Source organism: Candidatus Krumholzibacteriota bacterium (assembly GCA_016931295.1).
GTDB lineage: Bacteria > Krumholzibacteriota > Krumholzibacteriia > Krumholzibacteriales > Krumholzibacteriaceae > JAFGEZ01.
On record JAFGEZ010000042.1, the window covers coordinates 1 to 23,625 of the forward strand.

General features: G+C 64.5%; 27 protein-coding genes. 26 read left to right on the top strand and 1 reads right to left on the bottom strand.

Annotated features, from left to right (window positions below; all coding sequences use genetic code 11):
* The 8 genes from JW876_10820 to JW876_10855 all read left to right on the top strand — a co-directional run.
* Nucleotides 1-1,953, top strand: a 1,953-nt coding sequence (locus tag JW876_10820; protein ID MBN1885998.1) for a vitamin B12-dependent ribonucleotide reductase, incomplete at its 5' end; no start/stop codon positions are given.
* 401 nt (nt 1,954-2,354) lie between these two features.
* A complete protein-coding gene (locus tag JW876_10825) occupies nt 2,355-3,089 on the top strand; it encodes a hypothetical protein (protein MBN1885999.1) in 735 nt (244 codons plus the stop codon).
* A 249-nt stretch (nt 3,090-3,338) separates the two neighbouring features.
* Complete coding sequence (locus JW876_10830; protein ID MBN1886000.1) at nt 3,339-4,430, top strand: hypothetical protein; 1,092 nt, start codon at nt 3,339-3,341, stop codon at nt 4,428-4,430.
* A 41-nt stretch (nt 4,431-4,471) separates the two neighbouring features.
* Nucleotides 4,472-5,053 carry a hypothetical protein gene (locus JW876_10835; protein ID MBN1886001.1) on the top strand — a complete coding sequence of 194 codons (582 nt, stop codon included), beginning with the start codon at nt 4,472-4,474 and terminating at the stop codon, nt 5,051-5,053.
* A 29-nt stretch (nt 5,054-5,082) separates the two neighbouring features.
* A complete protein-coding gene (locus JW876_10840; protein ID MBN1886002.1) occupies nt 5,083-6,144 on the top strand; it encodes a hypothetical protein in 1,062 nt (353 codons plus the stop codon).
* Nucleotides 6,145-6,243: 99 nt separating this feature from the next.
* Complete coding sequence (locus tag JW876_10845; GenBank protein MBN1886003.1) at nt 6,244-7,812, top strand: GWxTD domain-containing protein; 1,569 nt, start codon at nt 6,244-6,246, stop codon at nt 7,810-7,812.
* 217 nt (nt 7,813-8,029) lie between these two features.
* Nucleotides 8,030-9,412 (top strand): hypothetical protein, encoded by a 1,383-nt coding sequence (locus tag JW876_10850; protein MBN1886004.1) that lies wholly within the window; start codon nt 8,030-8,032, stop codon nt 9,410-9,412.
* A 237-nt stretch (nt 9,413-9,649) separates the two neighbouring features.
* Nucleotides 9,650-10,333, top strand: a complete 684-nt coding sequence (locus JW876_10855; protein MBN1886005.1) for a hypothetical protein — start codon at nt 9,650-9,652, stop codon at nt 10,331-10,333.
* Nucleotides 10,334-10,792: 459 nt separating this feature from the next.
* Here JW876_10855 and JW876_10860 read toward each other — a convergent pair whose 3' ends face one another.
* Complete coding sequence (locus JW876_10860) at nt 10,793-11,434, bottom strand: hypothetical protein (GenBank protein ID MBN1886006.1); 642 nt, start codon at nt 11,432-11,434, stop codon at nt 10,793-10,795.
* A 195-nt stretch (nt 11,435-11,629) separates the two neighbouring features.
* Here JW876_10860 and JW876_10865 point away from each other — a divergent pair, with 195 nt between their 5' ends.
* The 18 genes from JW876_10865 to JW876_10950 all read left to right on the top strand — a co-directional run bounded on the left by JW876_10865 (nt 11,630) and on the right by JW876_10950 (nt 23,622).
* The gene (locus JW876_10865; GenBank protein ID MBN1886007.1) at nt 11,630-11,851 is read left to right on the top strand and encodes a hypothetical protein; all 222 of its coding nucleotides are present in this window, start codon (nt 11,630-11,632) and stop codon (nt 11,849-11,851) included.
* A 44-nt stretch (nt 11,852-11,895) separates the two neighbouring features.
* Nucleotides 11,896-12,243 carry a hypothetical protein gene (locus tag JW876_10870; GenBank protein ID MBN1886008.1) on the top strand — a complete coding sequence of 116 codons (348 nt, stop codon included), beginning with the start codon at nt 11,896-11,898 and terminating at the stop codon, nt 12,241-12,243.
* An 87-nt stretch (nt 12,244-12,330) separates the two neighbouring features.
* Nucleotides 12,331-12,792, top strand: coding sequence for a superoxide dismutase (locus JW876_10875; protein ID MBN1886009.1), 462 nt, complete (start codon nt 12,331-12,333; stop codon nt 12,790-12,792).
* Between the two features lie 27 nt (nt 12,793-12,819).
* Complete coding sequence (locus JW876_10880) at nt 12,820-13,218, top strand: hypothetical protein (GenBank protein ID MBN1886010.1); 399 nt, start codon at nt 12,820-12,822, stop codon at nt 13,216-13,218.
* A gap of 32 nt (nt 13,219-13,250) precedes the next feature.
* Nucleotides 13,251-14,009 (top strand): arsenite methyltransferase, encoded by a 759-nt coding sequence (arsM, locus tag JW876_10885; GenBank protein MBN1886011.1) that lies wholly within the window; start codon nt 13,251-13,253, stop codon nt 14,007-14,009.
* 218 nt (nt 14,010-14,227) lie between these two features.
* A complete protein-coding gene (locus JW876_10890) occupies nt 14,228-15,694 on the top strand; it encodes an MFS transporter (GenBank protein ID MBN1886012.1) in 1,467 nt (488 codons plus the stop codon).
* A gap of 190 nt (nt 15,695-15,884) precedes the next feature.
* Nucleotides 15,885-16,289 (top strand): protease inhibitor I42 family protein, encoded by a 405-nt coding sequence (locus JW876_10895; protein MBN1886013.1) that lies wholly within the window; start codon nt 15,885-15,887, stop codon nt 16,287-16,289.
* Between the two features lie 41 nt (nt 16,290-16,330).
* Entirely contained in the window at nt 16,331-16,903 is a 573-nt protein-coding gene (locus tag JW876_10900) for a hypothetical protein (GenBank protein MBN1886014.1), read from the top strand.
* 183 nt (nt 16,904-17,086) lie between these two features.
* Nucleotides 17,087-17,626, top strand: coding sequence for a flavin reductase family protein (locus JW876_10905; GenBank protein ID MBN1886015.1), 540 nt, complete (start codon nt 17,087-17,089; stop codon nt 17,624-17,626).
* Nucleotides 17,627-17,846: 220 nt separating this feature from the next.
* Entirely contained in the window at nt 17,847-18,176 is a 330-nt protein-coding gene (locus JW876_10910) for a YbjQ family protein (protein MBN1886016.1), read from the top strand.
* A gap of 43 nt (nt 18,177-18,219) precedes the next feature.
* Entirely contained in the window at nt 18,220-18,894 is a 675-nt protein-coding gene (locus JW876_10915; GenBank protein ID MBN1886017.1) for a hypothetical protein, read from the top strand.
* A gap of 40 nt (nt 18,895-18,934) precedes the next feature.
* A complete protein-coding gene (locus tag JW876_10920; protein ID MBN1886018.1) occupies nt 18,935-19,420 on the top strand; it encodes a flavodoxin domain-containing protein in 486 nt (161 codons plus the stop codon).
* Nucleotides 19,417-20,040 carry a hypothetical protein gene (locus tag JW876_10925; protein MBN1886019.1) on the top strand — a complete coding sequence of 208 codons (624 nt, stop codon included), beginning with the start codon at nt 19,417-19,419 and terminating at the stop codon, nt 20,038-20,040. Before JW876_10920 ends, JW876_10925 begins: the two co-directional genes overlap by 4 nt.
* A 16-nt stretch (nt 20,041-20,056) precedes the next feature.
* Nucleotides 20,057-20,605, top strand: coding sequence for a hypothetical protein (locus JW876_10930; protein MBN1886020.1), 549 nt, complete (start codon nt 20,057-20,059; stop codon nt 20,603-20,605).
* Between the two features lie 18 nt (nt 20,606-20,623).
* Nucleotides 20,624-21,196, top strand: a complete 573-nt coding sequence (locus tag JW876_10935; GenBank protein ID MBN1886021.1) for a hypothetical protein — start codon at nt 20,624-20,626, stop codon at nt 21,194-21,196.
* The gene (locus tag JW876_10940; GenBank protein ID MBN1886022.1) at nt 21,193-21,666 is read left to right on the top strand and encodes a tryptophan-rich sensory protein; all 474 of its coding nucleotides are present in this window, start codon (nt 21,193-21,195) and stop codon (nt 21,664-21,666) included. The genes JW876_10935 and JW876_10940 overlap by 4 nt, the downstream gene beginning before the upstream one ends.
* Nucleotides 21,667-21,686: 20 nt before the next feature.
* Nucleotides 21,687-22,874 carry a hypothetical protein gene (locus JW876_10945; protein MBN1886023.1) on the top strand — a complete coding sequence of 396 codons (1,188 nt, stop codon included), beginning with the start codon at nt 21,687-21,689 and terminating at the stop codon, nt 22,872-22,874.
* Between the two features lie 43 nt (nt 22,875-22,917).
* A complete protein-coding gene (locus JW876_10950) occupies nt 22,918-23,622 on the top strand; it encodes an ABC transporter ATP-binding protein (protein ID MBN1886024.1) in 705 nt (234 codons plus the stop codon).
* Nucleotides 23,623-23,625: the final 3 nt, after the last annotated feature.

Consider the following 23,625-nt stretch of genomic DNA (forward strand, 5'->3'; position numbering starts at 1 on the left):
GAGAGCATCTTCGAGACGATCAAGCAGACGGCGCTGATCCACAAGAGCGGGGGCGGGACGGGCTTCAGCTTCTCGCGCATCCGACCGAGAAACGACCGCGTCAAGACGACGAAGGGGATCTCGAGCGGGCCGATCTCGTTCATGACGGTCTTCGACGCAGCCACCGAGACGGTCAAGCAGGGGGGCACGCGCCGCGGCGCCAACATGGCGATCCTGCGCGTCGACCATCCCGACATCCTCGACTTCATCACGGCGAAGAAGGACAACACGCGGCTCAACAACTTCAACATCTCCGTGGCGATCACCGAGAAGTTCATGGCGGCCGTCGAGAAGGACGAGGACTACGATCTCGTCAATCCCCACGGGAGCGACGTCGTCGACCGCATCTCGGCGCGCAAGGTCTTCGAGATGATCGTCGACCTCGCATGGCGGAACGGCGAGCCGGGGATCGTCTTCCTCGACCGCATCAACGCGGAGAACCCCACGCCCCACATCGGGCAGGTCGAGAGCACCAACCCCTGCGGCGAGCAGCCGCTCCTTCCCTACGAGAGCTGCAACCTCGGCTCGATCAACCTCTCCAGGATGATCCGCGTGGAGAACGAAACGGCGAAGATCGATTTCGAGAAGCTCGGCAGGACGGTCCACACGGCCGTGCGCTTCCTCGACGACGTGATCGACGTCAACCGCTATCCCCTGGACAGCATCCGCGACATGACCCTCGGAAACCGGAAGATCGGCCTCGGCGTCATGGGTTTCGCCGACATGCTCGTCGGGATGGAGATCCCCTACGACTCCGAGGACGCCCTCGAGGTGGCCGAGGAGGTCATGGGGTTCATCCAGCGCGAGGCCCGCTCGGCGAGCGCCGGGCTCGCCGAGCTGCGCGGCACGTTCCCCAACTTCAAGGGGAGCGTCTTCGACCGCGAGGGCGGCGCGAAGATGCGCAACGCCACCGTGACGACCATCGCGCCCACCGGCACGCTCAGCATCATCGCCTCCTGCTCGAGCGGCGTGGAGCCCCTCTTCGCAGTGGCCTTCATCCGCAACGTCATGGACAACGACGAGCTCGTCGAGGTCAATCCCCTCTTCGAGGAGATCGCCCGGCGCGAGGGCTTCTACAGCGACGAGCTGATGAAGAAGATCGCGCGCGAGGGGACGGTGCGGGGGCTCGAGGAGGTGCCGGAGAAGTGGCGCCGGATCTTCTCCACCGCCCACGACATCTCGCCCGAGTGGCACGTTCGTGTGCAGGCGGCCTTCCAGAAGTACACCGACAACGCCGTCTCGAAGACGGTGAACTTCCCGAACAGCGCGACGCGCCAGGACGTGGAGCAGGTCTACCGCCTCGCCTACGAGTCGGGTTGCAAGGGGGTCACGATCTACCGCGACGGCTCGCGCGAGGAGCAGGTGCTCAACATCGGCTCGGTGAACCGCGCCGCCGCGGGCGGCGCGGCAGAGGCGGAGGACGCCGAGACGCTGCTCGCCCCGCGCGCGCGCCCCTCGATCACGAACGGCCAGACGCGGAAGATGACCACCGGATGCGGCAATCTCTACGTGACGATCAACGAGGACGAGCACGGCCCCTTCGAGGTCTTCACCCAGATGGGGAAGGCCGGCGGCTGCTCGGCCTCGCAGTCCGAGGCGATCGCCCGTCTGATCTCGCTCTCGCTCCGCGCCGGGCTCGATCCCAAAGAGGTCATCAAGCAGCTCCGCGGGATCCGCTGCCCGAATCCCGGCTGGGAGAAGGGCGGGATGATCCTCTCCTGCAGCGACGCCATCGCGCGGGCGCTCGAGCGTTACATGCTCGAGAAGAAGACCCCGGTGGGGGAGAAGGTGCAGGCCATGTCCACCGGCTACCTCGAGCGGGTGGCGGGGTTCTGCCCCGAGTGCGGCGGTGTGATGGAGCACGAGAGCGGCTGCTCGGTCTGCCGCACCTGCGGTTTCAGCAAGTGCGGGTAGGTTCCCGGGCCAGCCGGCCCGCCGGGCCACCTGTCCGGGCCGCCGGGCAGGAAAAGAGATCTCGATCGAACGCCCCCGCCGGGATGACCGGCGGGGGCGTTTTCGTGGCTCGGCAATCATGTGTATTCGTGCGAATTGCGGGGATGATCAGAATATACGGCAAACCATCGCAGGCTATCACTGTCAATTACCATTGACACTATCTGCAAGGCATTACGCAAGTTCCTGCTTCACGTTCCGTGCATACATGTGGTAGAATAGCCGGACACCTGCGGGCGTACTAACCTGAAGACATGGATACGTTGTATTTCCGATGGCAAGGCCACGACGCGCCAGCCATCACCTATCAATGTGTTGGTCATGCCGGAATCTGACGTGGTCATCGAATGAGGAGGAATTTCATGAGCGTTCGTTATCGCTTGCCCTACTGGATGCCCGTGCTCCTTCCCGTTCTTATCGGACTGCTTCTTCCCCTCCTCCAACTCGTAGCAGGTATTTCGGAAAGCGATACGATCCGTAATGCCGAACTCGAAAGTGGAATACAGTTCCGTGAATATGTGGACGCCACTCTCAAGAGAATCCCACAGAAAGACCAGAACAGCGATCCGTATTCACCAGCACTACGGGAACGGGACGGCTTGATTGATGAACTTAACAACAATGTGGTGGAGCGCCTTGAACTCAAAGAAGGAACAAAATTACTTCTGATCGATGAGAATGGTAGGGTAGAGATAGATGAAGATCTCTTGCTGAGTATCAATCAGCTCATTTCCCAGGTGGCCAATTCCCGTTACATGAGAAATATCAGGACGGACGTAAAGAAATGGGTGGCTACCGCGAGTGAGAGTATTTGTCTGTCTATCATAAGTATAGATATCTGGGCATTTTCCATTCTGTTTACTCTCGGGGCCGGTCGGAATGCAGGTCAACTGTATGCATATCCCCTTGTCGGGATCTTTCTTCACATCGTTCTCCTGATTATCTGCAATGTTGTTAGTAATCCACAATCAACGCTCCGGCTTTCTTTTGCTGCTGTCGTGGGATTTATCGCTATCATCGTCGCCATATGGGTCAGGGATATCATATGGAAATTCTGTGATGGCAGAGAAGAAAAGGAATTGCCTGGCACGGCTTGAAGTGTGGTATCCAACATTCGGCAGCATCATCGGGACGATTTCCGACAAGAAAGAAGAAGTAGCGTAACAGGTTCGAAGCGACACTCCTCTTGAATGAGGCACGCATTGTATGCTTACCATGCAGGGCAGGATCCTCCGGCGGCGTTGGCGCCGTGTGCCGGATACAGGGTGAACGCAACCCGTTCTCATTGAGGAGCAGTCGTGGTTCTGGCCTACGGGATATTGTTCATCGTCGTCATGATCGGATACATGATCAAGGCGAAGATCGTTCGCAGGAGCCCGAGTACGTGGGGGCTGGTCGGCATCTTCGTCGTTCTGGTATCGACGTACCTGTTCATGATCATCCTCGATACCGACTTGTCTGACGGGCGGTTCAGCGGTCGCGGCATCCTCGTCCTCGCCGGGAGCCTGCTCGCGGCGTTCCTCGTGCAATTCAGATTCCTGCGGGCGGAACGCACGTTCTACCTGGGCGATCTGCTGCTGCCGTTCATATCCAGAGAGTACACGCACCGGAACTTCGGGTCTGTGGACCATTCTCCTCCGTCGGATCCAGAAGGGTTGAGACTGGAGGATGGAGCCGAGTACTGGAACGGCGGCGATGACGATGCGGCCTACCGGGTGTTCACCGAGGCCATGAAGGCGGGGCCGAACGATTACGACCGGTCATGTCTCGATTGCCTGCTCGGTCAACTGGAAATGAAACGGGGAAACCTCGAAGCGGCCATCACCCGTTTCCTGGCGTGCCTGGAAAACCCGCGGCGAGCCGATGACTACGCATGGCAGGCCGCGATGCGGCTCTATTACATCTACCGGGCGGCCGGGTATCTGTCGTCGGCCGCTTCCCTGAGAAAACTGGCGGACCACATCAACGCGAAGAGACTCGACTCCCCGTTGTCGCTGACAGGGAACGTTCAGCAGGAATACGAGAAGATCGTCGCCGAATTCGCCGGCGGCCAGGATGAGAATCTCCCCGATCGGTCGTTCTCCGAGTTCTCGCGGAAAGCCGTTCTCGGCAGGCAGAGCATCACGCTCAGACTCGGGGACGTTCATGCGCTCGTCCTCGTTCTCGAGGAAGCATTGGTCGCGAACAGGGGGCTGGAACGCACCGAGGCGTTTCGGAGAGCGAGGGATGGCATCAGCATCGCCTGCCCGAATTGCGGCGAATACAACGACCAGGCGAAAGGCATCGTGCTGCTGTCCGGCGAGGGCGGAGCGCTCTCGCAGGCCAAGCAAGTCGCGTACGGCGGTCCGAATGCCGCCGCTCTCGGAGAAGGCCGGTGCCCGGGCTGCGGCGGCGAAACGGTCACGGCGACCTTCGATCCCGTCGCGGCAGGTGTTTGATGTTTTCCCGGACGAATCGTGCATGAGGGAGGGATGAGAAAATGCCGGTCTGCGACATCTGCAACAAGCCGATGGCCTTCTCCGACGGCTACTCGCTGACGACGAGGGAAGTCGTGCTCACCACGCACTACTGGAAACTGGCGTTTCGTGGCGGACTCTCGTGTATCCACCAGGCGGACCCGAGCGGCGGCGAGTCCCTCATGCATTACATCGAGCAACAGGCCGCGCAGCATACGGGATGGCTCGTATGCGAAGAGTGCAGCGCGCCCCTGCGCTTCGATCGCCCGCGGGCGCGGCGACTCGCGGAGAACCGGCAGGATCCGCCGGACGCAGGTCCCGTCTCACCTCTCTCGGTCGCCAACCACGCGATCGATGCCTGGAAACAGCTCTACGGCAGCGTGCCGAGAATGACCAGGTTCAGCGACACGATCATCAGCAGGGACCGGGTGACGGGGGAAGTAAACGTCTTTCGCCCGGGAGCGGCGAATCCGTCCTATGTCTCCATGAGAGGAGACCGCGGGCGAATCGTCGTTCCGGCATCCGGAAGAACGAAGATCATCAGGGCGGTCATCGTCGTGGCGGCGTTGATGCTCCTGGCCTTCGTTTTCGCCAAAGCGAATTGAACAATAGGACCATGACGCCGAGGTCAGGCATGTCGAAGCTCGTTGTGGGCGTCTCGCTGTTCTTCCTCTGCCTCCACGGTCCCGCGATCGCGGACGATTCGGCGATCATGCATGTCGGCGGCACGATCCAGCCGATGGACGAGCACCCCTCGGTGCGGCTCGTCGCCGAGCACGTGCATGCGCGCATCTTCAGGAAGCATGCGCTCGTCGAATGCGTCTTCTTTCTCAAGAACGAAGGACCGCCGATCGACGTGACGATCGGGTTCCCCAACCACGGGGGAGGGGAGTCCTCGCCGGAACTGTTCGATTCGTTCGAATCCTACGTCGACGGGCAAAGGGTCGATGTCCGGATACTGGAGAACGGGGACCGCCGGCCGTCGGCGTGGTACTGCAAGGACGTCCGTTTCGAGGCGGGGGAGCTGAAGGCGATCCGGAACGTCTACCGCGGGAGGCACTCCTTCGACACGATGCACGACAACTGGTTCACCTACGTCCTGCATACCGGCGCCAGCTGGCTGGGCCCGATCGGGTCGGTCAACATCGTGCTCACCTTCGAGGATTTCGGCACCGACCAGCTCTGGAAGATCGAGCCGCCCGGCTACGAGATCGACGATGCCGAGATCCGCTGGACCCTGGCCGACTATGAGCCCGACAAGGCGATGGATGTCGTCGAGGTGATGTGGGACGGCCTGGCGCCGGCCGATATCGGAAGCGAGATCCACCGCAGGGCGGTCCAGGGGGATGTCGAGGGCGTCCGGCGTCTCCTCGACGAGGGCGCGGACGTCGATGCCACGAGAGAACTGTCTCAGACGCCGCTCATCGACGCGATCTACTACGGGGCGGGTCCGGAGATGGTCCGGCTGCTCGTGGAGCGCGGCGCAACGCTCGATTACGACCATGACCGGGAGCTGTACTTCTCGGCGCTCTCAACGGCCCTCCTCGCGCATGATCGGCACAATTACCCGTTCACCCTGGATGTCGTCCGGATCCTCGTGGAGAACGGCGCGGCGGTCGACGGGTTGCCGCGCCGGGCGATCCGGAGACTCCCCGCGCAGCTGCGCGAATATCTCGAGGAACGGTTGCAGGACTGACGATCGGGTCCGTACGACTGGACGAACCGGGCGTTCAGGGATACACTTGTTGACGGGATGACAGATCGCGGCCCCGCCGGCTTTGTCGAGGATATCCCGTTGCGATTCGAGAGACTCATACCGTTCGTCTGCCTCGTTCTCCTGCCCTTCATTTCTATCCGCGCCCGCGCCGGGGACGAACCCGCCGCCCTCCTCTTCGACGAGATCGGCCGCTACGAGCGGCTCGACCGGTGGGAGCGCGAGAACTACGAGGCACTCCGCTTCCTGATGAACGACCAGCAGAAGCGGCAGTACCTGCGGCTCGCGACGCGCGCGGAGCGCGACCGGTGGCTCGCGATCTTCTGGAAGCTGCACGATCCCACCCCCGCCACCGCGAAAAACGAGCGCAGGGTCGAGCACGAGGAGCGCGCCAAGCAGGCCCGGAAGCAATACCCGAGCGCGCGGTTCCCCTTCGTGGACGGCCGGGGCGAGACCCTGATCCGTTTCGGCGAGCCCGACTACATCCACGCGGTCGACGGCAACCTCGTCTCCGTCGAGCAGCGGCTCGACTGGTTCCGGTTCAAGATGCCCGGCGAGGTCTGGTTCTACAACCGGATCGACATCGTCGTGCCCTTCGAGGAGGTCAAGCTCGACGGCGAATGCACGTACCTCATGGAGATCAACACGATCGATCGCAACATGCGGGAGTTCCACGCGCAGTACTCGCCCGGGGGGCTCGGGCTCCTCGCGAGCGAAGGGTGGTTCGCGCTCAACGAGTACCTGAACTACAACCCCGGCAACGTCCTCGATCTCGAGTACACCGACGTCGAGGAGCTGAACAACTTCTACGCCGCCGTCGAGGACGACCGCTTCGTCCACGCCTACGACCTGGACAACGAGCCGATCAGGTTCTACCACGACGTCTGCTGTTTCCGGGGCGGAAGCGGCGTGGTCCGCACGGAGGTGAACGTCGAGATTCCGACGAGCGAGCTGACCTTCCGCGAGGAGGAGTGGGAGCACCGCGCCTCCTTCGAGCTCCTCGTCACCATCCTCGACCGGGAGATGCGCGATGTGGTCTCGGCCCGGAAGACCTCCCGCCTCTCCTTCAAGGAACTCGACCCCGAGGCGCCGGCTCTCATCCCCGCGCAGTTCACCTTCTCGGTGGACCCCGGATACTACCGGATCTGCGTCGAGGCGAGGGACGGCTACTCGCGCGGGCACGGCTGCTACCGTTCGAGCCGGAACATCCGCATGGTGGGGGAGTCGCTCGATATCAGCGACCTTTTGTTCGCGAGCTCGATCGGGCCCGCGGGGGATGGCGACACCTTCGTTCGGGGAACGCTGCGGGTCGTCCCGCATCCGATGCGCGCCTATCGACGGCCGGGCGCCATCGAGGTCTACTACGAGATCTACGGCCTCGACACCGACGACGGGGACGTCGCCTTCTACTCTGTCGAGTACTCGATCACGCCCCTGGAGAAGAGGCGGTCCGGCCTCCGCCTCGTGAACGCCGGCACGGTGATCTCCTCGCGGTTCAGGACGTCGGCCTACGGGCGTACCCAGCGGGAACGGATCGAGATCGACACCGGGGAGCTCTGGGAGGGCGCCTTCCGCCTGAGCGTCGAGGTGACCGACGAGCGGACGAAGGAGACGGTGACCGCGGAAGGCAGATTTTCCGTGGTTGAATGAGGCATTGGATTCAGCATGCCGGGTTTCGAGTTAGCGGCTTCCTGTAAAGTATTTATTACACTATTATATTGTCATATCGCCGATTTGTTTTCGCGAATGCCGCCATCGTGTGCTACCGTGATCGGGATCCGAGGGGCTGCTGACCTACAGACAACATTTCGTTTCTCATCATTGCGTACGGATCCCGGGCTGTTCATGGATCCGGGGAGGGATTGCCATGAGATCTGAGCGTGTGTGGATCTGGTGCTGCGCCGTGCTCGCGGTCGCGTGCATGTTCTCGTGCACGGAAACGACTGACAGTCGCCGTGCCGGGTACGTGTCGATGGCGACCGGCGGCGATGTCGCGGCGAACCGTTACTATCTGACGCTGTCATCCTATGCGATCAACCCGCGGTACCTCGACGAGCCGGGTGTCGCGCTGGGAGACGGCATCGACCTGAGCGATCCCTTCCGCCCGCTGCTGGCGCCCTATCGGGCTTTCGATGTCCAGGTGCAAGCGTCCGGGCGGTTCTTCACCCTGCCGAAGTCGTCGGATGTGATCGAGGAGACGGCGATTCTGCGGGAGTCGCTGCGCGAATCCGAGGAAGCCCAGGTGCTGAGCGCGTACTTCAAGGCGAGCTACGGTCTCGTGAGCGCCAACGCGGCCTTCGAGACGGCCAGGACGGAGCAGAAGTCCTATCACACGATCTATGCGCTCCTCGAGCATTCCGGCGAGGCCGACCGGCTTCCCGCGGCTGCGCGGCACTGGTCGGGCCCTCCGGCATCGGAGGGGGTGGCCGATCGCGACGAGGCCCTGTTGACGTTCGTCTCGAGCTACGGATCCCATTACGTCAGCGCGATCACGTACGGTCTGCGGATCGCCGTCCAGGGAAAGCTCAGGAAGGACGGCTCGACGAAGGCGTCGACCTTCTCGGCGGCATTCAAGGGCGCATTCGGCAATTTCAGCGCCGATGCGGGCACCCGCCTTCAGCAGAAGAAGGTGCTGGGATCGTCCGACGTGGAATTGCTCCTCGAGGCGACCTCGGGCGGTCATGACGGGGCCGGCGTCCTGGTGCTGCGGGGATTCGACGATATCGCCGAATTCCTGGAGAAGGTCAAGAACGACAGCATCCAGTTCTCCGTGGCCCCGATCGAGCTGACCCTGAAACCGTACTGGGCCACACTCGATCGGGCATGGGAGAATACCCGGGCGCTGCTGAATCCGGCCACGGCCTCCTTCAGGGTGCCCGCCGCTCCGTACGGCGTTCCCAAGGGGACGATCGTCGCCTGGGCGCCGACGGCGGATTACGTGCGGGAACTGAAGACGGATTCGCTGGCGAAGACGATCGTGCCCCCGCCGGGGTGGGCGATCTGCGACGGCACGATGGGGACGCCCGATCTGACCGACCGCTTCGTCATGGGGACCGGCGCGTACGAGGAGATCGGCGCCACCGGCGGCACGGCGACGCATACGCATGCGGTGACCGCCGGCACCGTCGCCAGGGTAAGCGGGCTGGTCACCGCCGGGACGTCGGCAGTCGTGAAGGTGGCGGGAGAGGGCACGCACATCCCGCCGTACGCGAAGCTGGTCTACATCATGAAGCTAAACGACTTGCCGTAGCCGCTGCATACGCGAAGTCCATGAGCTGGACGGCCCCGTCGTCGTTTTAATCGCAGCATGGGGAGAGGGATATCTATCACATTGACATGACCGCATGAAGTAGTGTATAATGATTCCGATTAAATTCCGTGCGCTACGCAAGGCGCGGGATTCTCGCGGCAGCGGTTCTTGCGGGCACTCGTGTAAATTCACCGGTTTTCGTTGTTCATCCTTTCCCAATCACAAGGAGCGTTTGCGATGAGGAAATTCGCTATTGCGATCTGTGTGGCACTACTGCTTCCGGCAGCGGCTCTGGCCCAGGTCGGCGTCACGGTGGACTCCGCCGTGCTCAACCTCGGCTTCATGAACGTCTACAATCTTCCCGCGCCTGATGGAGACGGCGCATACCAGTTCGGCCAGCCGTGGGGTTTCGCCGATCTGACCGCCGTGTACGACGGGTACGATCTGACCCTCGGCCCCAACACGATCGGCGATCCGAACGAGTACTGGTACCAGTGCGTCGGCGGAGCCGTGCCGCCCAACTGCGGTGGTCCCGGCGCGCCCGGCAACAAGATCATGGAAGCCAATGGATACGCCGAAGTGACCGGACCGTACGCGGGGCAGACCGTGACCTTCACCGGTAACGTGCTGGCGTACAGCCTGACGGACGCCCACGTCGTCTATGCGTTCGTCAAGGATTACGCGCCCGACTATTCCTCCTTCAACGAGCAGGTGATCCCGTTGACGGAGATCGGACCGTTCACGGTCAGCCTGAACACCGTCAACGATCCCGCTCGCCACGTGCAGTGGGGATTCCAGATGGTCGGCGTCAACGTTTGGGTGACCGACGTCGAGCCCTTCGGCTCGATCACGATCGGCCCCGACTACTCGATCGGTACAGAGACCTCGACGTGGGGTGCGATCAAGAGCCTCATCGAGTAGTCAGCGGAGACAACCGTTTTCTTGCAAGGGCTCTTCCTTCGGGAAGGGCCCTTTTGCCGTCCGCCGGGCCGATGCTGCTCGAGAGCATGATTAACTCGATCATTCGTCGATCCATTTGAATTCCTGAAAACGATACGGCAAAATTCCCGGCGGCGTGTGTAGCGGCGGAACAGCGACCGGATCGAGCGAGCCGATTGTATATGGCTCCAAATCAAAGTCTGGAGAATGGAAATAGGATGAAATATCCTGGCTATTCCGACAGGATTCACCGCTATGCATCCTGTGATATCTCGAGTGCCGTCCTGGTCGTCGATGCCGATATCAAGGTCGGTATCGAGCAGTCCTCGTGGAGCGAAATCAAATCCCTCACGGATTGGACGTGGAATCCCGCCGTCCGATCGAATGCCGACGGAGTCGGAATGCACTCCGGCCGGATTTCCGCCATGAGGGCATTTCTGCTTATTGCCCCGCGTGCCCGTAATGCTCGCCGAAATACGCGAAATCCATGAGCTGGATCATGCCGTCGTCATTGAAGTCGCAGCACGGAGAGTATCCAGGCTCGCCGGCGTTCGTGTGGTAGCTGAATCCGAAGACGGCGAGGTCGGAGAGATCGACGCGGAGATCGCCGTTCAGGTCGGGGCTCACGATGGTGATGTACTCGATGTGCGGCGTCATGCAGGCCGGCTCGTCGAGGAGGATCGTGCCCCTGACGCTGAGCCACAATCCCGCCGTCGCCACGCAACCGCCGCCGGCGACCGGGCCCGAGAAGGTCGTCCGTCCGTTCGCGCCCGTGACGGAATCGGCCGTGAAGGGACTCGCGCAGAGGACGAGCTCCTCGGCGGGGTCCACCGCCCCGAACCAGTAGTCGGTGACGGGAACGCCCTGGATGGGGCGACCTTCCCCGTCGTAGATCTCCACCCAGATGAAGTCTCCGTTGCCGCCGCAGCCCTCGCCGATGTTCTCGAAATCCCCCGCGGGGCAGATCGAGAGCCGCAACCCCCCGCAGCTGACGCCCCAGGTCGAGGGGCAACCCTCGTAGTCGCCGCCATACGACGGCACCGAGAAGGCGAGCAACGCGGCGAATGCCGCAATCGTCCTCATCGCTTCGAACCTCCTCCAGGGGCGATGGTAAATCGTGTATGTATTATAGCGCATGATGCCGCTGCGATTGCACGGAAACTCTTGAGATCGGGCGTCCGGGAAGATATGCTGAAAAGGCTGCAGCAGTGTCGTGTGCTCTGACAAGGTCATATCATCGCGGTATCGCCGGATGCCGCTCCGGACAGGAGGGGAATCATGAAAAGGAACAGCGCCTTGAAGATGGTGAATCCGATCTTCGGGATCCTCTTCGTCAACCAGGTCGTGACAGGGTTGATTCATGGAAGGTTGTCATACGAAACATATGAAGTGCTGCATGGAGGCGGGGGTATCCTCCTCGCCCTGGTGGCGCTGCTCCATGTGATCCTGAACTGGAACTGGATACGGGCGAGCTACTGCAGGAAGACCCCTGCAGCATGAAAGGGAAGGCCGTTCCCCGTTCGCGGCGGGAGGTGTTTTCATCCATGTTCAGCATCAAAAAGAATCCCCGGATCGTGTCGATCCTCAGCGCGGTGGCCTTCATGGCCGGCGGCTTCGACGCCCTCGAGAACATGAGCGTCGCCGCCGGGACCGCGCACTTCGCCGTCGCGGCCGTCAACCTCCTCTCCGCGCGGTTCATCCTCCGGCACCCCCGGTGGACAAATCTCTCGATCTTCATGGTGAACGCCCTCTTCGCCGCCTATCTCTCATACGCCTTCAACGCGGCCGGGAGGCACCGCATCCAGTATGCCTGGATGCTCGTCTGCCTGATAAACGTGGTCGCCGGCGTCATCCGGTTCGTCCGCGAGGGGCGCGCGGCGGCCGACGCCTAGAAACGCCTCCGCAATTCCCGCTTGCCATGGGGGTTTCGAGCGCGTAGACTTCCATCTCGGCGGTTCCATCCATCGAAAGGGGAATTCATGCGAAACATGGCGGTTTCCGTGGTCGTCTGCCTCGTGTTGTGCCTGGGGGCGAACGGAGCGGCGGCCCATTGCGAGATCCCGTGCGGGATCTACGACGACGGGATGCGGATCAAGCTCATCCGGGAGCACATCGACACGATCGAGAAATCGATGGCGATGATCAGGGCACTTTCCGACGAAACGCCGGTGAACTACAACCAGCTCGTCCGGTGGATCGACAACAAGGAGACGCACGCGAGCGAACTGCAGCACATCGTCGCGCAGTACTTCATGACACAGCGGGTCAAGCCGGCGGATGCGCCGGGACCCGCGCAGGACGCGTACGTCGAGCAGGTGACGGTGCTCCATCGTCTCCTGATCTCGGCGATGAAGTCGAAGCAGACCGTCGAGAAGGGCCACATCGCCGACATGCGCGCGCTCGTCGACCGGTTCGAGCAGCTCTATTTCCATCACGAATAGCCCGCCGGGGCCGACAGGAGGAATGACATGGGAAAGAAGACGATCGCCTGCCTCGCCTGCGCGCTCGCCCTGGCGGCGGGGTGCGCCCACACGTCGAATCCCCTCGTCGGCACGTGGGAGATGGTCTATCCGGCCGTCGACACCACTCACGACCAGCTTCCGCCCGTCAAGATCCTCTCCGACACACATTTCGCCTTCGGCAGTCGCGGCGCCGACGGCGATCTCTTCGCGGGGGGCGGTACGTACGTCCTGCGCGACGGTGTCTACACCGAACTCGTCCAGTATCACTCGATAGGGTTCCTGGCTGGCCGCAGCCTCCGGTTCACCACCCGGATCGAGGGAGACCTGTGGTACCATCGGGGAGCCTTCGACATCGATGGCAGGCAATTCTCCGTCGACGAGATCTGGCGGCGGATCGAGAAATAGGGCCATGGAATGATCGAATGCGAGGCGCGACGATGAACGACAACGGCGACGTCAGGGATTTCGTGAAGAAACGCTACGGCGAGATCGCCGGGGGCGAGCGGACCGGTTGTTCCTGCTGCAGCGGCTCGTGCGACACGGTGGAACAGTCGAGGGCGGTGGGGTATTCGGCCGCCGAGCTCGCGAGCATTCCCGAGGAAGCCGCGCTCGGACTCGGGTGCGGCAATCCGACGGCCCTGGCGGGGCTCAGGGAAGGCGAGGTCGCCCTCGATCTCGGCTCCGGCGCGGGGATCGACGCCTTTCTCGCCGCGAAACGGGTAGGAACGACGGGCCGGGTCATCGGCGTCGACATGACCGAGAAGATGGTCGAGCGGGCGCGGGAGATCGTCGAGAAGCACGGCTACGGGAACGTCGAGTTCCGTCTCGGCACGATCGAGGAACTGCCCGTCGACGATGCCTCGGTCGACGTCGTCATCAGCAACTGCGTCATCAACCTCTCGGTCGACAAGGAACGATGCTATCGGGAGATCCACCGGGTGCTCAGGCCTGGCGGCCGTCTGCTCGTTTCCGATCTGGTCACGGACGGGGAACTGCCCGAGGACGTCAGGCGAAGCTTCGACGCCTGGGCCGCCTGCATTGCGGGCGCGCTGCCGAAAGATGATTACCTCGGCGCGATCCGGCAGGCGGGTTTCGCTGAGGTGACGATCGTCTCGGAGAAGGTCTACACGGAACCGGGCCTCGACGAGCGGCTGGAAGGCCGCATCGTTTCCATCTCCGTCGAGGCACGCCGGTGAGAATCGTCCAGCCACCCGCGCGGCCTTCGGTTCGAAGCGCCCGGGGCGATCGCACCGGGGTGGCCGCGCAATTCGTACTGGCCACGGAGACCGTTTTTACCCATACTTAACAATCCGTTGCGCTGCAGCGGGTGCCGCGTGTTCCGTCTGCCCGGGCGGGGCGCCGGGATGCGGCGGCGGGCGCTTGCCGAGGGTCGTTCTCAAACAGAGAGGATTCGATGGAACAGGCAAAGAGACTGATCAAGGATTCCAAGGCGGTACGGTTCACCGTCCTGTTCATGATCAGCGTACTGATGTTCGGGACGTACTGGTTCCAGGATGGGCTCGGACCGCTGAAGGGGCTCTTCGAGAGCCAGCTGGGTTTCTCGTCCTCGCAGTTCGGGTTGCTCATCAGTTCGACGACGTGGGCGAACCTCGCGCTGATGATCATCCTCGGCGGCATCGCCCTCGATCGCTGGGGGATCCGCAAGGTCGGCGTCATCCTCGCCGTCATCGCCACCGTCGGCGCCTACGTCGTCGCCCTCGGGAGCAAGGGGTACTTCGGGACGAGCACGAAATCGATGCTCGTCTCGATGATGATCGGACGAATCCTCTTCGGCATAGGACTGGAGACGACGTGCGTGCTGATCAGCCGCACGATCGTCAAGTGGTTCATGGGGAAGGAACTGGCCTTCGCCATGGGGATGAACCTCGTGGTCGGCCGGCTCGGGAGCTTCATCGCGATCTCCTACAGCCTCGACTTCGCCGGCGGCAGCATCGACGTCGCGCTCGTCACCGCCGCCTCGGTGATCCTCGTCGGCACGCTGCTCTTCCTCGCCTACCTCACATTCGACATCAAGCTCGATCGCCAGATGGGCCTCACCGGCGAGGCGGCCGAGGACGACAAGTTCAAGCTCTCCGACCTGGTCAAGCTCATCACCGACAGCTCCTTCATCTACATCGCCCTGCTGTGCGTCGCGTTCTACTCGGCGGTGTTCCCGTTCCTGCAGTACGCCCCCGACCTGCTCGTCAACAAGTTCGGCTTCACCTTCGCGATGCCGGACACGTCCTCGATGACCTTCCTCGAGAAGGTCTCGGCGTACTTCCACAACGGGCCGAAGGTGAGCGGGCTGATCCCGCTCGGCACGATCCTCTTCACGCCCCTCTTCGGCAGCCTCGTCGACAGGAAGGGCCGGGCGGCGTCGCTGATGATCCTCGGCTCGATCCTGCTGATCTACGCGCACATCACACTGTCGGTGCTGAACAGCGTGTTCCTCGGCTACACGGGGCTCTTCGCGCTGGGCGTCGCCTTCTCGCTCGTGCCCGCGGCGATGTGGCCCTCGCTGGCAAAGATCGTCGCGGAGAACCGCCTCGGCACGGCCTACGCCACGATGTTCACCATCCAGAACTACGGCCTCTCGGCCTTCTACTGGGGCATCGGCAAGGTCCTCGACATGGTCAACCCCGACGTCGTCGCCCAGATACACGCGAAGCGCGAGGCGTTGATCGCCGAGGGGATGAGCGTCGAGAAGATCGGCGCGGAGATCGACCGGCTGCGCGTGACCGGCGAGATCGCCACCTACAACTACACGATCCCGATCCTGATGCTGGTGGCGTTGGGGATCATCTCGATCTTCCTCGCCTTCCAGCTCAAGAAGGCGGACAAGCGTCAGAACTACGGGCTCGAGCTGCCCTCGAACGGCTGACGCGGCCGTCCCTGTCCACGTTGACCTCACGGCCCCCGGGCATGTCCCGGGGGCCGTTCTTCGTGCGGCGCGCCGCCGCCGGGCGGTCACCGGGGGATCTTGCAATCCGGGGCGATGAGGCGTATACTGTACGCAGACTCCACATCACATGAGGTATCTCGATGCGCATCGAGGGAATGGAGCGTGCGTCATGACGAGGATCGCCGTCGTCGCGTTGCTGGCGATCGCCGCGTGCGCAACCGCCGGATGCGACGGGTCGACGCGGAGCATCGTCGAGCCCGATCCCGTGATCGCGGCCGGTGACACGATCCGCGCGACGCGAGGCCGCAATTTCGAGGTGTCCCTGCTCGCCTGCCTCGCCTCCTGCGGGTACGGGTGGGAATTCACCAGGGCATTCGACGACGAGATGGCCCTGCTCGTCGATTACACCATCGCATCGACGGACACACTGTGCGGCTCGCCGCAGGAGCAGCGATGGACCTACCTGGCGAGGAAGACCGGCACGGATGTCGCGACACTGTGCTACTGGCCGCTGTTCGAACCCGACCCCGAGCCGCTGCGCGTAAGGAACATCGTCCTGATCGTCGGGGAGTAGGCGGCGGGTGAGCGCCCGCGCTCCGGTTTGTGGAGGGGCGTATGAGACGGGGGGTCTGCATCCTCCTTTCGGCGGCGTGGCTGCTCGCCGACGTCGCGCCGGCCAGATGCGCCTACGTCAGCCTCTTCGCCGACTCCACGCGGCGCTACAATGCCAGCTGCGCGTTCGAGGGCGACCGGGCCGTCATCGACCTCTACGTCGTGCTCTACCCCGGGTCGAACGGAATGTCGGGCGCGCACTTCCGCCTGATCTACCCTGACAACGTGACGCCGATGCAGCCGTCGGTCAACGACGCCGTCATCGACGTCTGGACGGGCGACCTCGCCTCGGGCGCCAGCGTGCTCTTCAAGGGGTGCTGCGACAGCACGGCATGGTGTTGCAGGCAGTATCTCTTCGTCGAGACGCACGAGGTGACGCGAATCGAGCTCGAGGCGTACGAGGCATCGAGCTGCGCGCCCGATTTCAACCGCGAGCGGCTCTACGTCTTCTGGGAACACTACGTGAACTACTCGCCCGACAGCGTGCTCGCGAGACGGACCTGCCTGCCGCCCCCGTACGTCCTGACCGGCGCCGTTGAATCGAGCTGGGGGGCGATCAAGGGGCTCTTCAGGTAACGCTCGCCGCCCGGCGGGCAGCGCGACCCGCCGCCTCCGGAACGCTTCCGATTGCGTCCGGTAGCCGGGCATGGTACCCTCCCTGCAAGCGGCCCGGTCCATTCTCACGCACCACCGTCACGCCGGGCGGGCATCGGTCAGGCGCCGCGCCTCTCGTCGATCGCCCCCCGGAGAAAGGGACGCATGAACGATAAGACCGCGTTCACCGGTTCCTTCATCCTCGCGCCGGTTCCCGTCGTCCTCGTCGGGTGCGGCCACCAGACGCTCGGACGAAACGTCATCACCATCGCCTGGTGCGGCGTGGGCTGCTCCGACCCCGAGACGATCAACGTCTCGATCCGCCCCGAGCGCCACTCCCACCGGATGATCCGCGAGAGCGGATGCTTCACGGTGAACATCCCCACGCCGGATCTTCTCGACGCCGTCGTCACGTGCGGGACCGTGTCCGGCCGCGAGAAGGACAAGTTCGCCCTCGCCGGGCTGACGCCGCTCGACGGGGAGACCGTGAAGGCGCCGATCGTCGCCGAGTGCCCGGTCAACATCGAATGCCGAGTGCTCAAGGTCGTGCCCCTCGGCGCGCACGACATGTTCATCGGACGCGTCTCGGCCAAGCGCGCGGATGCCGGGCACGTTACGGACGGCAGGATCTCCTTCGAGCGGATACCCCTCGTGGCCTACGTGAACGGCCGCTACCGCCTCGTCGGCGATCCGGTGGCCCCCTGATCCGAATACCGGGCCGCGGGGACGGGTAGTACGGGCGGCGGGCGCGGAGAGACCGGCGCTCCGAAACCGGACCCCGGCGAAAGGACGACACGTGATGAAGTGCGGGATCTGCGGAAAGGAATACCCGTCGGACTACTATTTCCGGTTCGAGGGGACGTGCCTCGAGTGCTACGGGAAGATGTCGCCCGGCGAACGGCACGAGGCGAAATTCGGAGCGCTCATGAAGCACCCGATGACCTCGACGTCGTTCGAGATACACGGCTATCGCGTGACGAAGCATCTCGGCGTGGTGCGGGGCCTCGCCGTGCGATCGCGCTCGATCTTCGGCCGGATCGGCGCCGATCTGCAGACGATCTTCGGCGGCGACATCACGCTCTTCCAGGAGCTCTGCGAGAAGACGCGCGACCGCGCCTTCGACCTGATGTTCGAGCATGCGACCGAAGTGGGGGCCAACGCGGTCGTCGGCATCCGCTACGACGCCGAGGAGGTCACCGACGGCGTCACCGAGGTGATCTGCTACGGGACGGCCGTCGTGGTCGAGCCGGAATGAGATCGTCCGGGCGGTCCGCCGGGCAGTGACCGGGAGGTATGTGATGCGCAGGATTGCGATCGTTGTCTGCTGCCTCGCGTGCGCCGCCGCCGGGCTCGCGCCGGGGCGCGCGAACGCCCAGGGCGTGCTCCTTTACCTCGGGCACCACGATAACCAGAATCCGGAAGAATACTGGTGGGACGGGATGGGTGTCGAGTACGACGTGTCCTACGGCGGTGTCTACGGGGGGCAGTTCGCGTTCAGTTCGGTGCTCACCGGCGATGACCGGGGGCGGTGGTCGATGGAGTTCTTCTACCACTCGGCCACCGTCAAGCCGACGAACCAGGGACAGATCGTGTTCTGGAACCTCGAGGACTGGAAGTACACGCTCAAGACCGTCGCGGTGAACTACCAGCGCCGGATCGGGCGGTCGTCGGCGGGACACTCCTTCTGGCTGGGGCTGGGCGTCGGCATCACGAAGTGGTCCGACAAGCCGGTCGAGGGCATCGATGAGCCATGCTCGGAGCTCGGCTGCGATCCCGAGCCCTTCCGGTGGGTCTGGATGCCGGGCGCCTCGGTCGTTTTCAAGCTGAGCGACATGTTCGGGCTGCAGTGCGATCTCCGCTACCTGGGAATCGTGAATGGAAGGGACAGCATCTATCCCTTCTCCTCGGGCATCCAGGTGCAGGCCGGGCTGCTCATCGAACAGCCGCTCGGCGCGAAGGAGGAAGAGGAATGACGAGCGCCCGGCGCCTCGCCGCCGGGCGACGGGAGGACGCATGCGAACGCTGATCGTCTACATGACCGCGCACGGTTGCGCGGAGAAGGCCGCTCGCCTGCTCGCCGGCGAGCTCGGCGCGGAGACGGTGATCGCCGATCTCAAACGAGGGAAGGCGGTCGATCCCGACGGCTACGACGCCGTCGTCGTCGGAAGCTCGATCCACGCGGGGAAGGTGCAGAAGGGCATCCGGAAGTACTGCGAGCGGCACCGCGAGGCGCTCCTCGGCGTGCGTCTCGGCCTCTTCGTCTGCCACATGCAGGAGGGGGAGGAGGCGCGAAGCCAGTTCGAGGCGGCCTACCCGGAGGGCCTGCGGCGGCATGCCTCCGCGGCGGGCCTCTTCGGCGGCGAGTTCGATTTCTCGAAGATGAACTTCCTGCAGCGGGGGATCGTCCGCAAAATCGCGAAGATCGAGAAGAGCGTCTCGCGCTTCGACGAGGCGGCCGTCCGCGACTTCGCGGCGACGATGAAAGCGGGTGGCGGGTGAGAACGACGGCCGGGCAGATTGCCGTCTCGACGGCCGTCGCGATCGCGTTCGCCGCGGCTGCCGCCGTTCCCGTCGCGGGAGCGGGCGTCTGCTGGCGCGGCGGCGCGCGGCCGGACTGCGACGTATTCATCGTCACCGAGTACGGGATCCAGTGGCGGCTGGACCGGGTCCAGGACGCGCGCGCCGGCGAGCCCTTCGACTACCAGGTCATCCTGGAGGTCGGGCCGATGTGGAATCTCGGCGAGCAATTCGCCCTCGGCGGCGCCGTCTACGCGACGATGAAGGAGGAGACGGCCCTCGGCATCGCCGCCCGGCTGCGCGTGCGCCTCGGCGGCGGCTGGTCGGCGGACGTCGCGCCGGGGCTCTCGCTCGCCGTCAAGTCGTGGGACGACGATTACGCCATCGACGGGCCCGCGGCGACGGCGCGTCTCCTCGTGGGCTACGACGACTGGTTCGGCGCGACCCTCGGGCTGGAGCAGGTACGCGTCAGGGACGGGGAGAGCGAGATCGATCTCTACGGCGGATTCCAGCTCGGATCGTATCCCGGCGCGGCCGCCGCCGTGCTCTTCTTCGTTCTCGTCGCGGCCGTATCCAGCGGTCTGGGCGTCACGGGGACGTAATAGGAGGGAAGCATCGGTGACGCGACACCGGACGATACATCTCCTGCTCGCCTGCACCGCGGGCCTTGCCCTTTCCATGCCGGTGGCGGCGGGGGAGCGGGTCGTATTCGACATGCGCCTCGCCGCGTTCGGCGGGTTCCGCCTGGCGGACTCCCTGCGCATCGAGACCGTGGGCGGGCCGCTCCTCGAGGGACGCCTCGTCGGCAGCCGGTTCGATTCGCTCTACCTCTTCTCCGCCGGAGAGGAACGCATCGTTCCGCTCGAGGGGATCGACGCCATCTGGGTGCGCGGCAACGCGCTCCGCAAGGGCGCGAGGACGGGAGCGATCGCCGGCTGCATCGCCGGCATCGCCTTCGGCATCGTCTTCGAGTGGTTCATGGATGAGATCTGCGACACGGGGGACTGCGGGAACACGACGGGGGAGACGATCGGGATCATGGCCTTCTGGACGGCGTCAGGCTCCGCCCTCGGGGCCCTGACAGGCGCGGGGATCGGGTGGCGAGTGCCCGCATGGCACCTGCGCTACGAATCCCCCGACCATGGAGCGTCCCGCGCGGGGCGCTGATTCGACAGGGAGGAATCGATGGAACGACACGGTGCGCCGGCGGCGGCGATAGGCGTCCTCCCGGACGTATCGGCCGGCAGAACAGTCGGGCTCGTACTGCTCGCCTGGGTGGCCTTCCTCGCCGTGGACGTCCTTTTCCACGCGGGGCTCCTCGCCCGGATCTACGCAGGCGGCCAACCCGCGCTTCTCGACGCGGAGACGGCCTTCCGGCGGATCCCCCTCGGATATCTCGCCTTTCTTCTCCTGACCGGGCTGCTCTTCTGGCTGATGAGGCGTGCCGCCGTCTTCGGTTCGCGTGCCGGTGCGCGGTTCGGTCTCGCCGTCGGCGCGGGGCTCGGGGCGGTCCAGGCGCTCGCCCTCTACTCGATCCTCCGACTCGGCGCCGGGCTGCTCCTCGGGTGGGGCCTGGCCGAGGCGACGGAACTCGCCGCGGCCGGCGCCGTCCTCGGCGCGGGGAACGCAGGCGCGAGCGCGCGCCGGCTCGCCCTCGCCGTCATGCTGCTGCTCCTGGCGGCGATCGTCGTCACGATCGCGCTCCAGGCAACGGGGTTCTCGCCGCCGATGCGGCGAGCGGAAGGAGGTGCGCCGTGACGAACTCGATCCGTCTCGTCATCTGTCTCCTCGCGCCGCAGATCGTGGGGATCACGGCCGGCATCGCCACGAGCGCCGGGACGCGCGAGTGGTACCCGGCGCTGGCGAAACCCTCCTTCAATCCGCCCGCCTGGGTCTTCGCGCCGGTCTGGACGACCCTCTACCTGATGATGGGATTCGCCGCATGGCTCGTCTGGCGGCGATTGCCAGACGCGCCTGCGGCGCGGGCCGCACTCGTCCTCTTCTGTGCGCAGCTCGCCCTCAACTGGGCCTGGTCGTTCCTCTTCTTCGGGTTGCGGAGTCCCCTCGCCGGGCTCGTCGACATACTGCTCCTCCTCGCGGCCATCGTCGCCACCACCATTCTCTTCTTTCGCGTCTCCGCGTGGGCTGGAGCCCTGATGATCCCCTACCTTGCCTGGGTGGCCTTCGCCACCGCGTTGAACGCCGCCCTCTGGCGGCTGAACGGATGACTCGCGGGAGTGGTTACGAAATGCGATGCAATCCTCGCCGTTCGCACGTTCGTGCTGGCCGCGCGGCGGTCCTTCCTGCGGCGATCCTCGCCGCGGCCTTCGTCGCCGCTCCGGCCGCGGCGGCGCCCCGGTGGGAAAGAGCCCGGGGCGACGGCGTCCTCGCGCTCGGCCTGCGGGGCCAGCTCTCCGTCTGGTATCTCGACGCGCGGGATGGGGGCGACCGGTCGTGGAACGGCGGGCTGCGCTACATCCCCTCGCTTTCCGTGTCGATCGAGTCGGGCGGGCGGCTCCTCGATCTCGAAGCGCTGGCCAATCTCGGCGCGATGGACGGAGACCCCGCTCCGGACGACGAATTCGACGCCGAACTCTACCGGCTGAAGCTGCGCTACGCGACCAGCCGTACCGAGACGCGCGTCGGCCTGCAGAAGGTGAACTTCGGCCCGGCCAGGCTCCTCCGCTCGCTGATGTGGTTCGACCGCGTCGATCCGCGCGACCCGCTCGCCCTCACCGACGGCGTCTACGGGGCGCGCTTCCGGTACACCTCCGACGCCAACGTCGGCCTCTGGCTCTGGGGGCTCTACGGGAACGACGAGACGAAGGGGCTCGAGCTCTTCCCCTCAAAGAAAACCGAGCCGGAGTTCGGCGGGCGGTTGCAGGTGCCAGCCGGGAGCGGGGAGCTCGCGGCGAGCGTCCACACGCGCGTCATCGACGGCTCGGGGATGATGCTCGGCGAGTTCCGCGAGCACCGCCTCGCCCTCGACGGGCGCTGGGACGTCGAGGCGGGGGTGTGGTTCGAGGCGGTCCTCGGCAGGTACGACAGCGATCCGCTCCCCTTCCGCTGGCGGCAGTCGGGAACGGTCGGGATCGATTACACCGTTCCCGTCGGCAACGGCCTCTTCGTGCTCGCCGAGCACATGGCCGTCTCGATCGCCGAGGAGATCGGCGAAAGCGACATCGACGCGGACTATTCGGCCTGCATGCTCTCCTACCAAGCGGGGATACTCGACGCGTTCACCTTCATCGGCTATTTTTCGTGGGAGACGGAGCGGTTCTCCTCCCATTTCGCATGGCGCAGGGCGTGGGACCGCATCGAACTGGACGTGATATTCTTCGACTACCGGGAATCCGACGCCGGCGCTGCGCTTCTCGCCCGGGAGACGCCGGTGTCCGGTACGGGAGGCCAGGTCGTCCTGATATACAACCACTGACGGGACGGGCGATGAACCGTCGATTCGACGAAAGGGACCGAGCATGGAAAACGGCGCGCTGATCAGGACGGAAGGCCTGGGCAAGTCCTACCCGGTGGGGAGGGGGCGCTTCGACGCCCTCTCCGACGTCACGATCGACGTGGCGCGCGGGGAGTTCCTCGGACTCGTCGGACCGAGCGGCTCGGGGAAGACGACGCTTCTCAACATCGTCGGCGCGCTCGACTACCCCACCACCGGCACGGCGACCGTTCTCGGCCTCGACACCTCCGCCCTCGACCACGCGGGGTCGGCGCGGCTGCGCAACGAGCACATCGGCTTCATCTTCCAGACATACAACCTGTTGCCCGCCTACAACGTCTTCGAGAACGTCGAGCTGCCGCTGCTGTTGCTCGGTATGCCGGGCGGCAAGCGGGGCCGCCTCGTGATGCAGGCCCTCGAATGGGTCGGGCTGGCCGAACGGGCGAAATCGCGCCCGGCGCAGCTCTCCGGAGGCGAGAGCCAGCGGGTGGCCGTCGCCAGGGCGATGGTGAAGGAGCCGGAACTCGTTCTCGCCGACGAGCCGACGGCCAACCTCGACGCCGAGAACTCCTACAACATCCTCCGGATGATGGTGAAGCTGAACGAGGAGCTCCAATCGACCTTCGTCTTCGCCACGCACGACGAGAAGGTCATCCGCTACCTGCGGCGCAGGATCACGTTGAACGACGGGCGCGTCGTCGAGGACGTCGAGACGACGCCGTCGACGTGACGG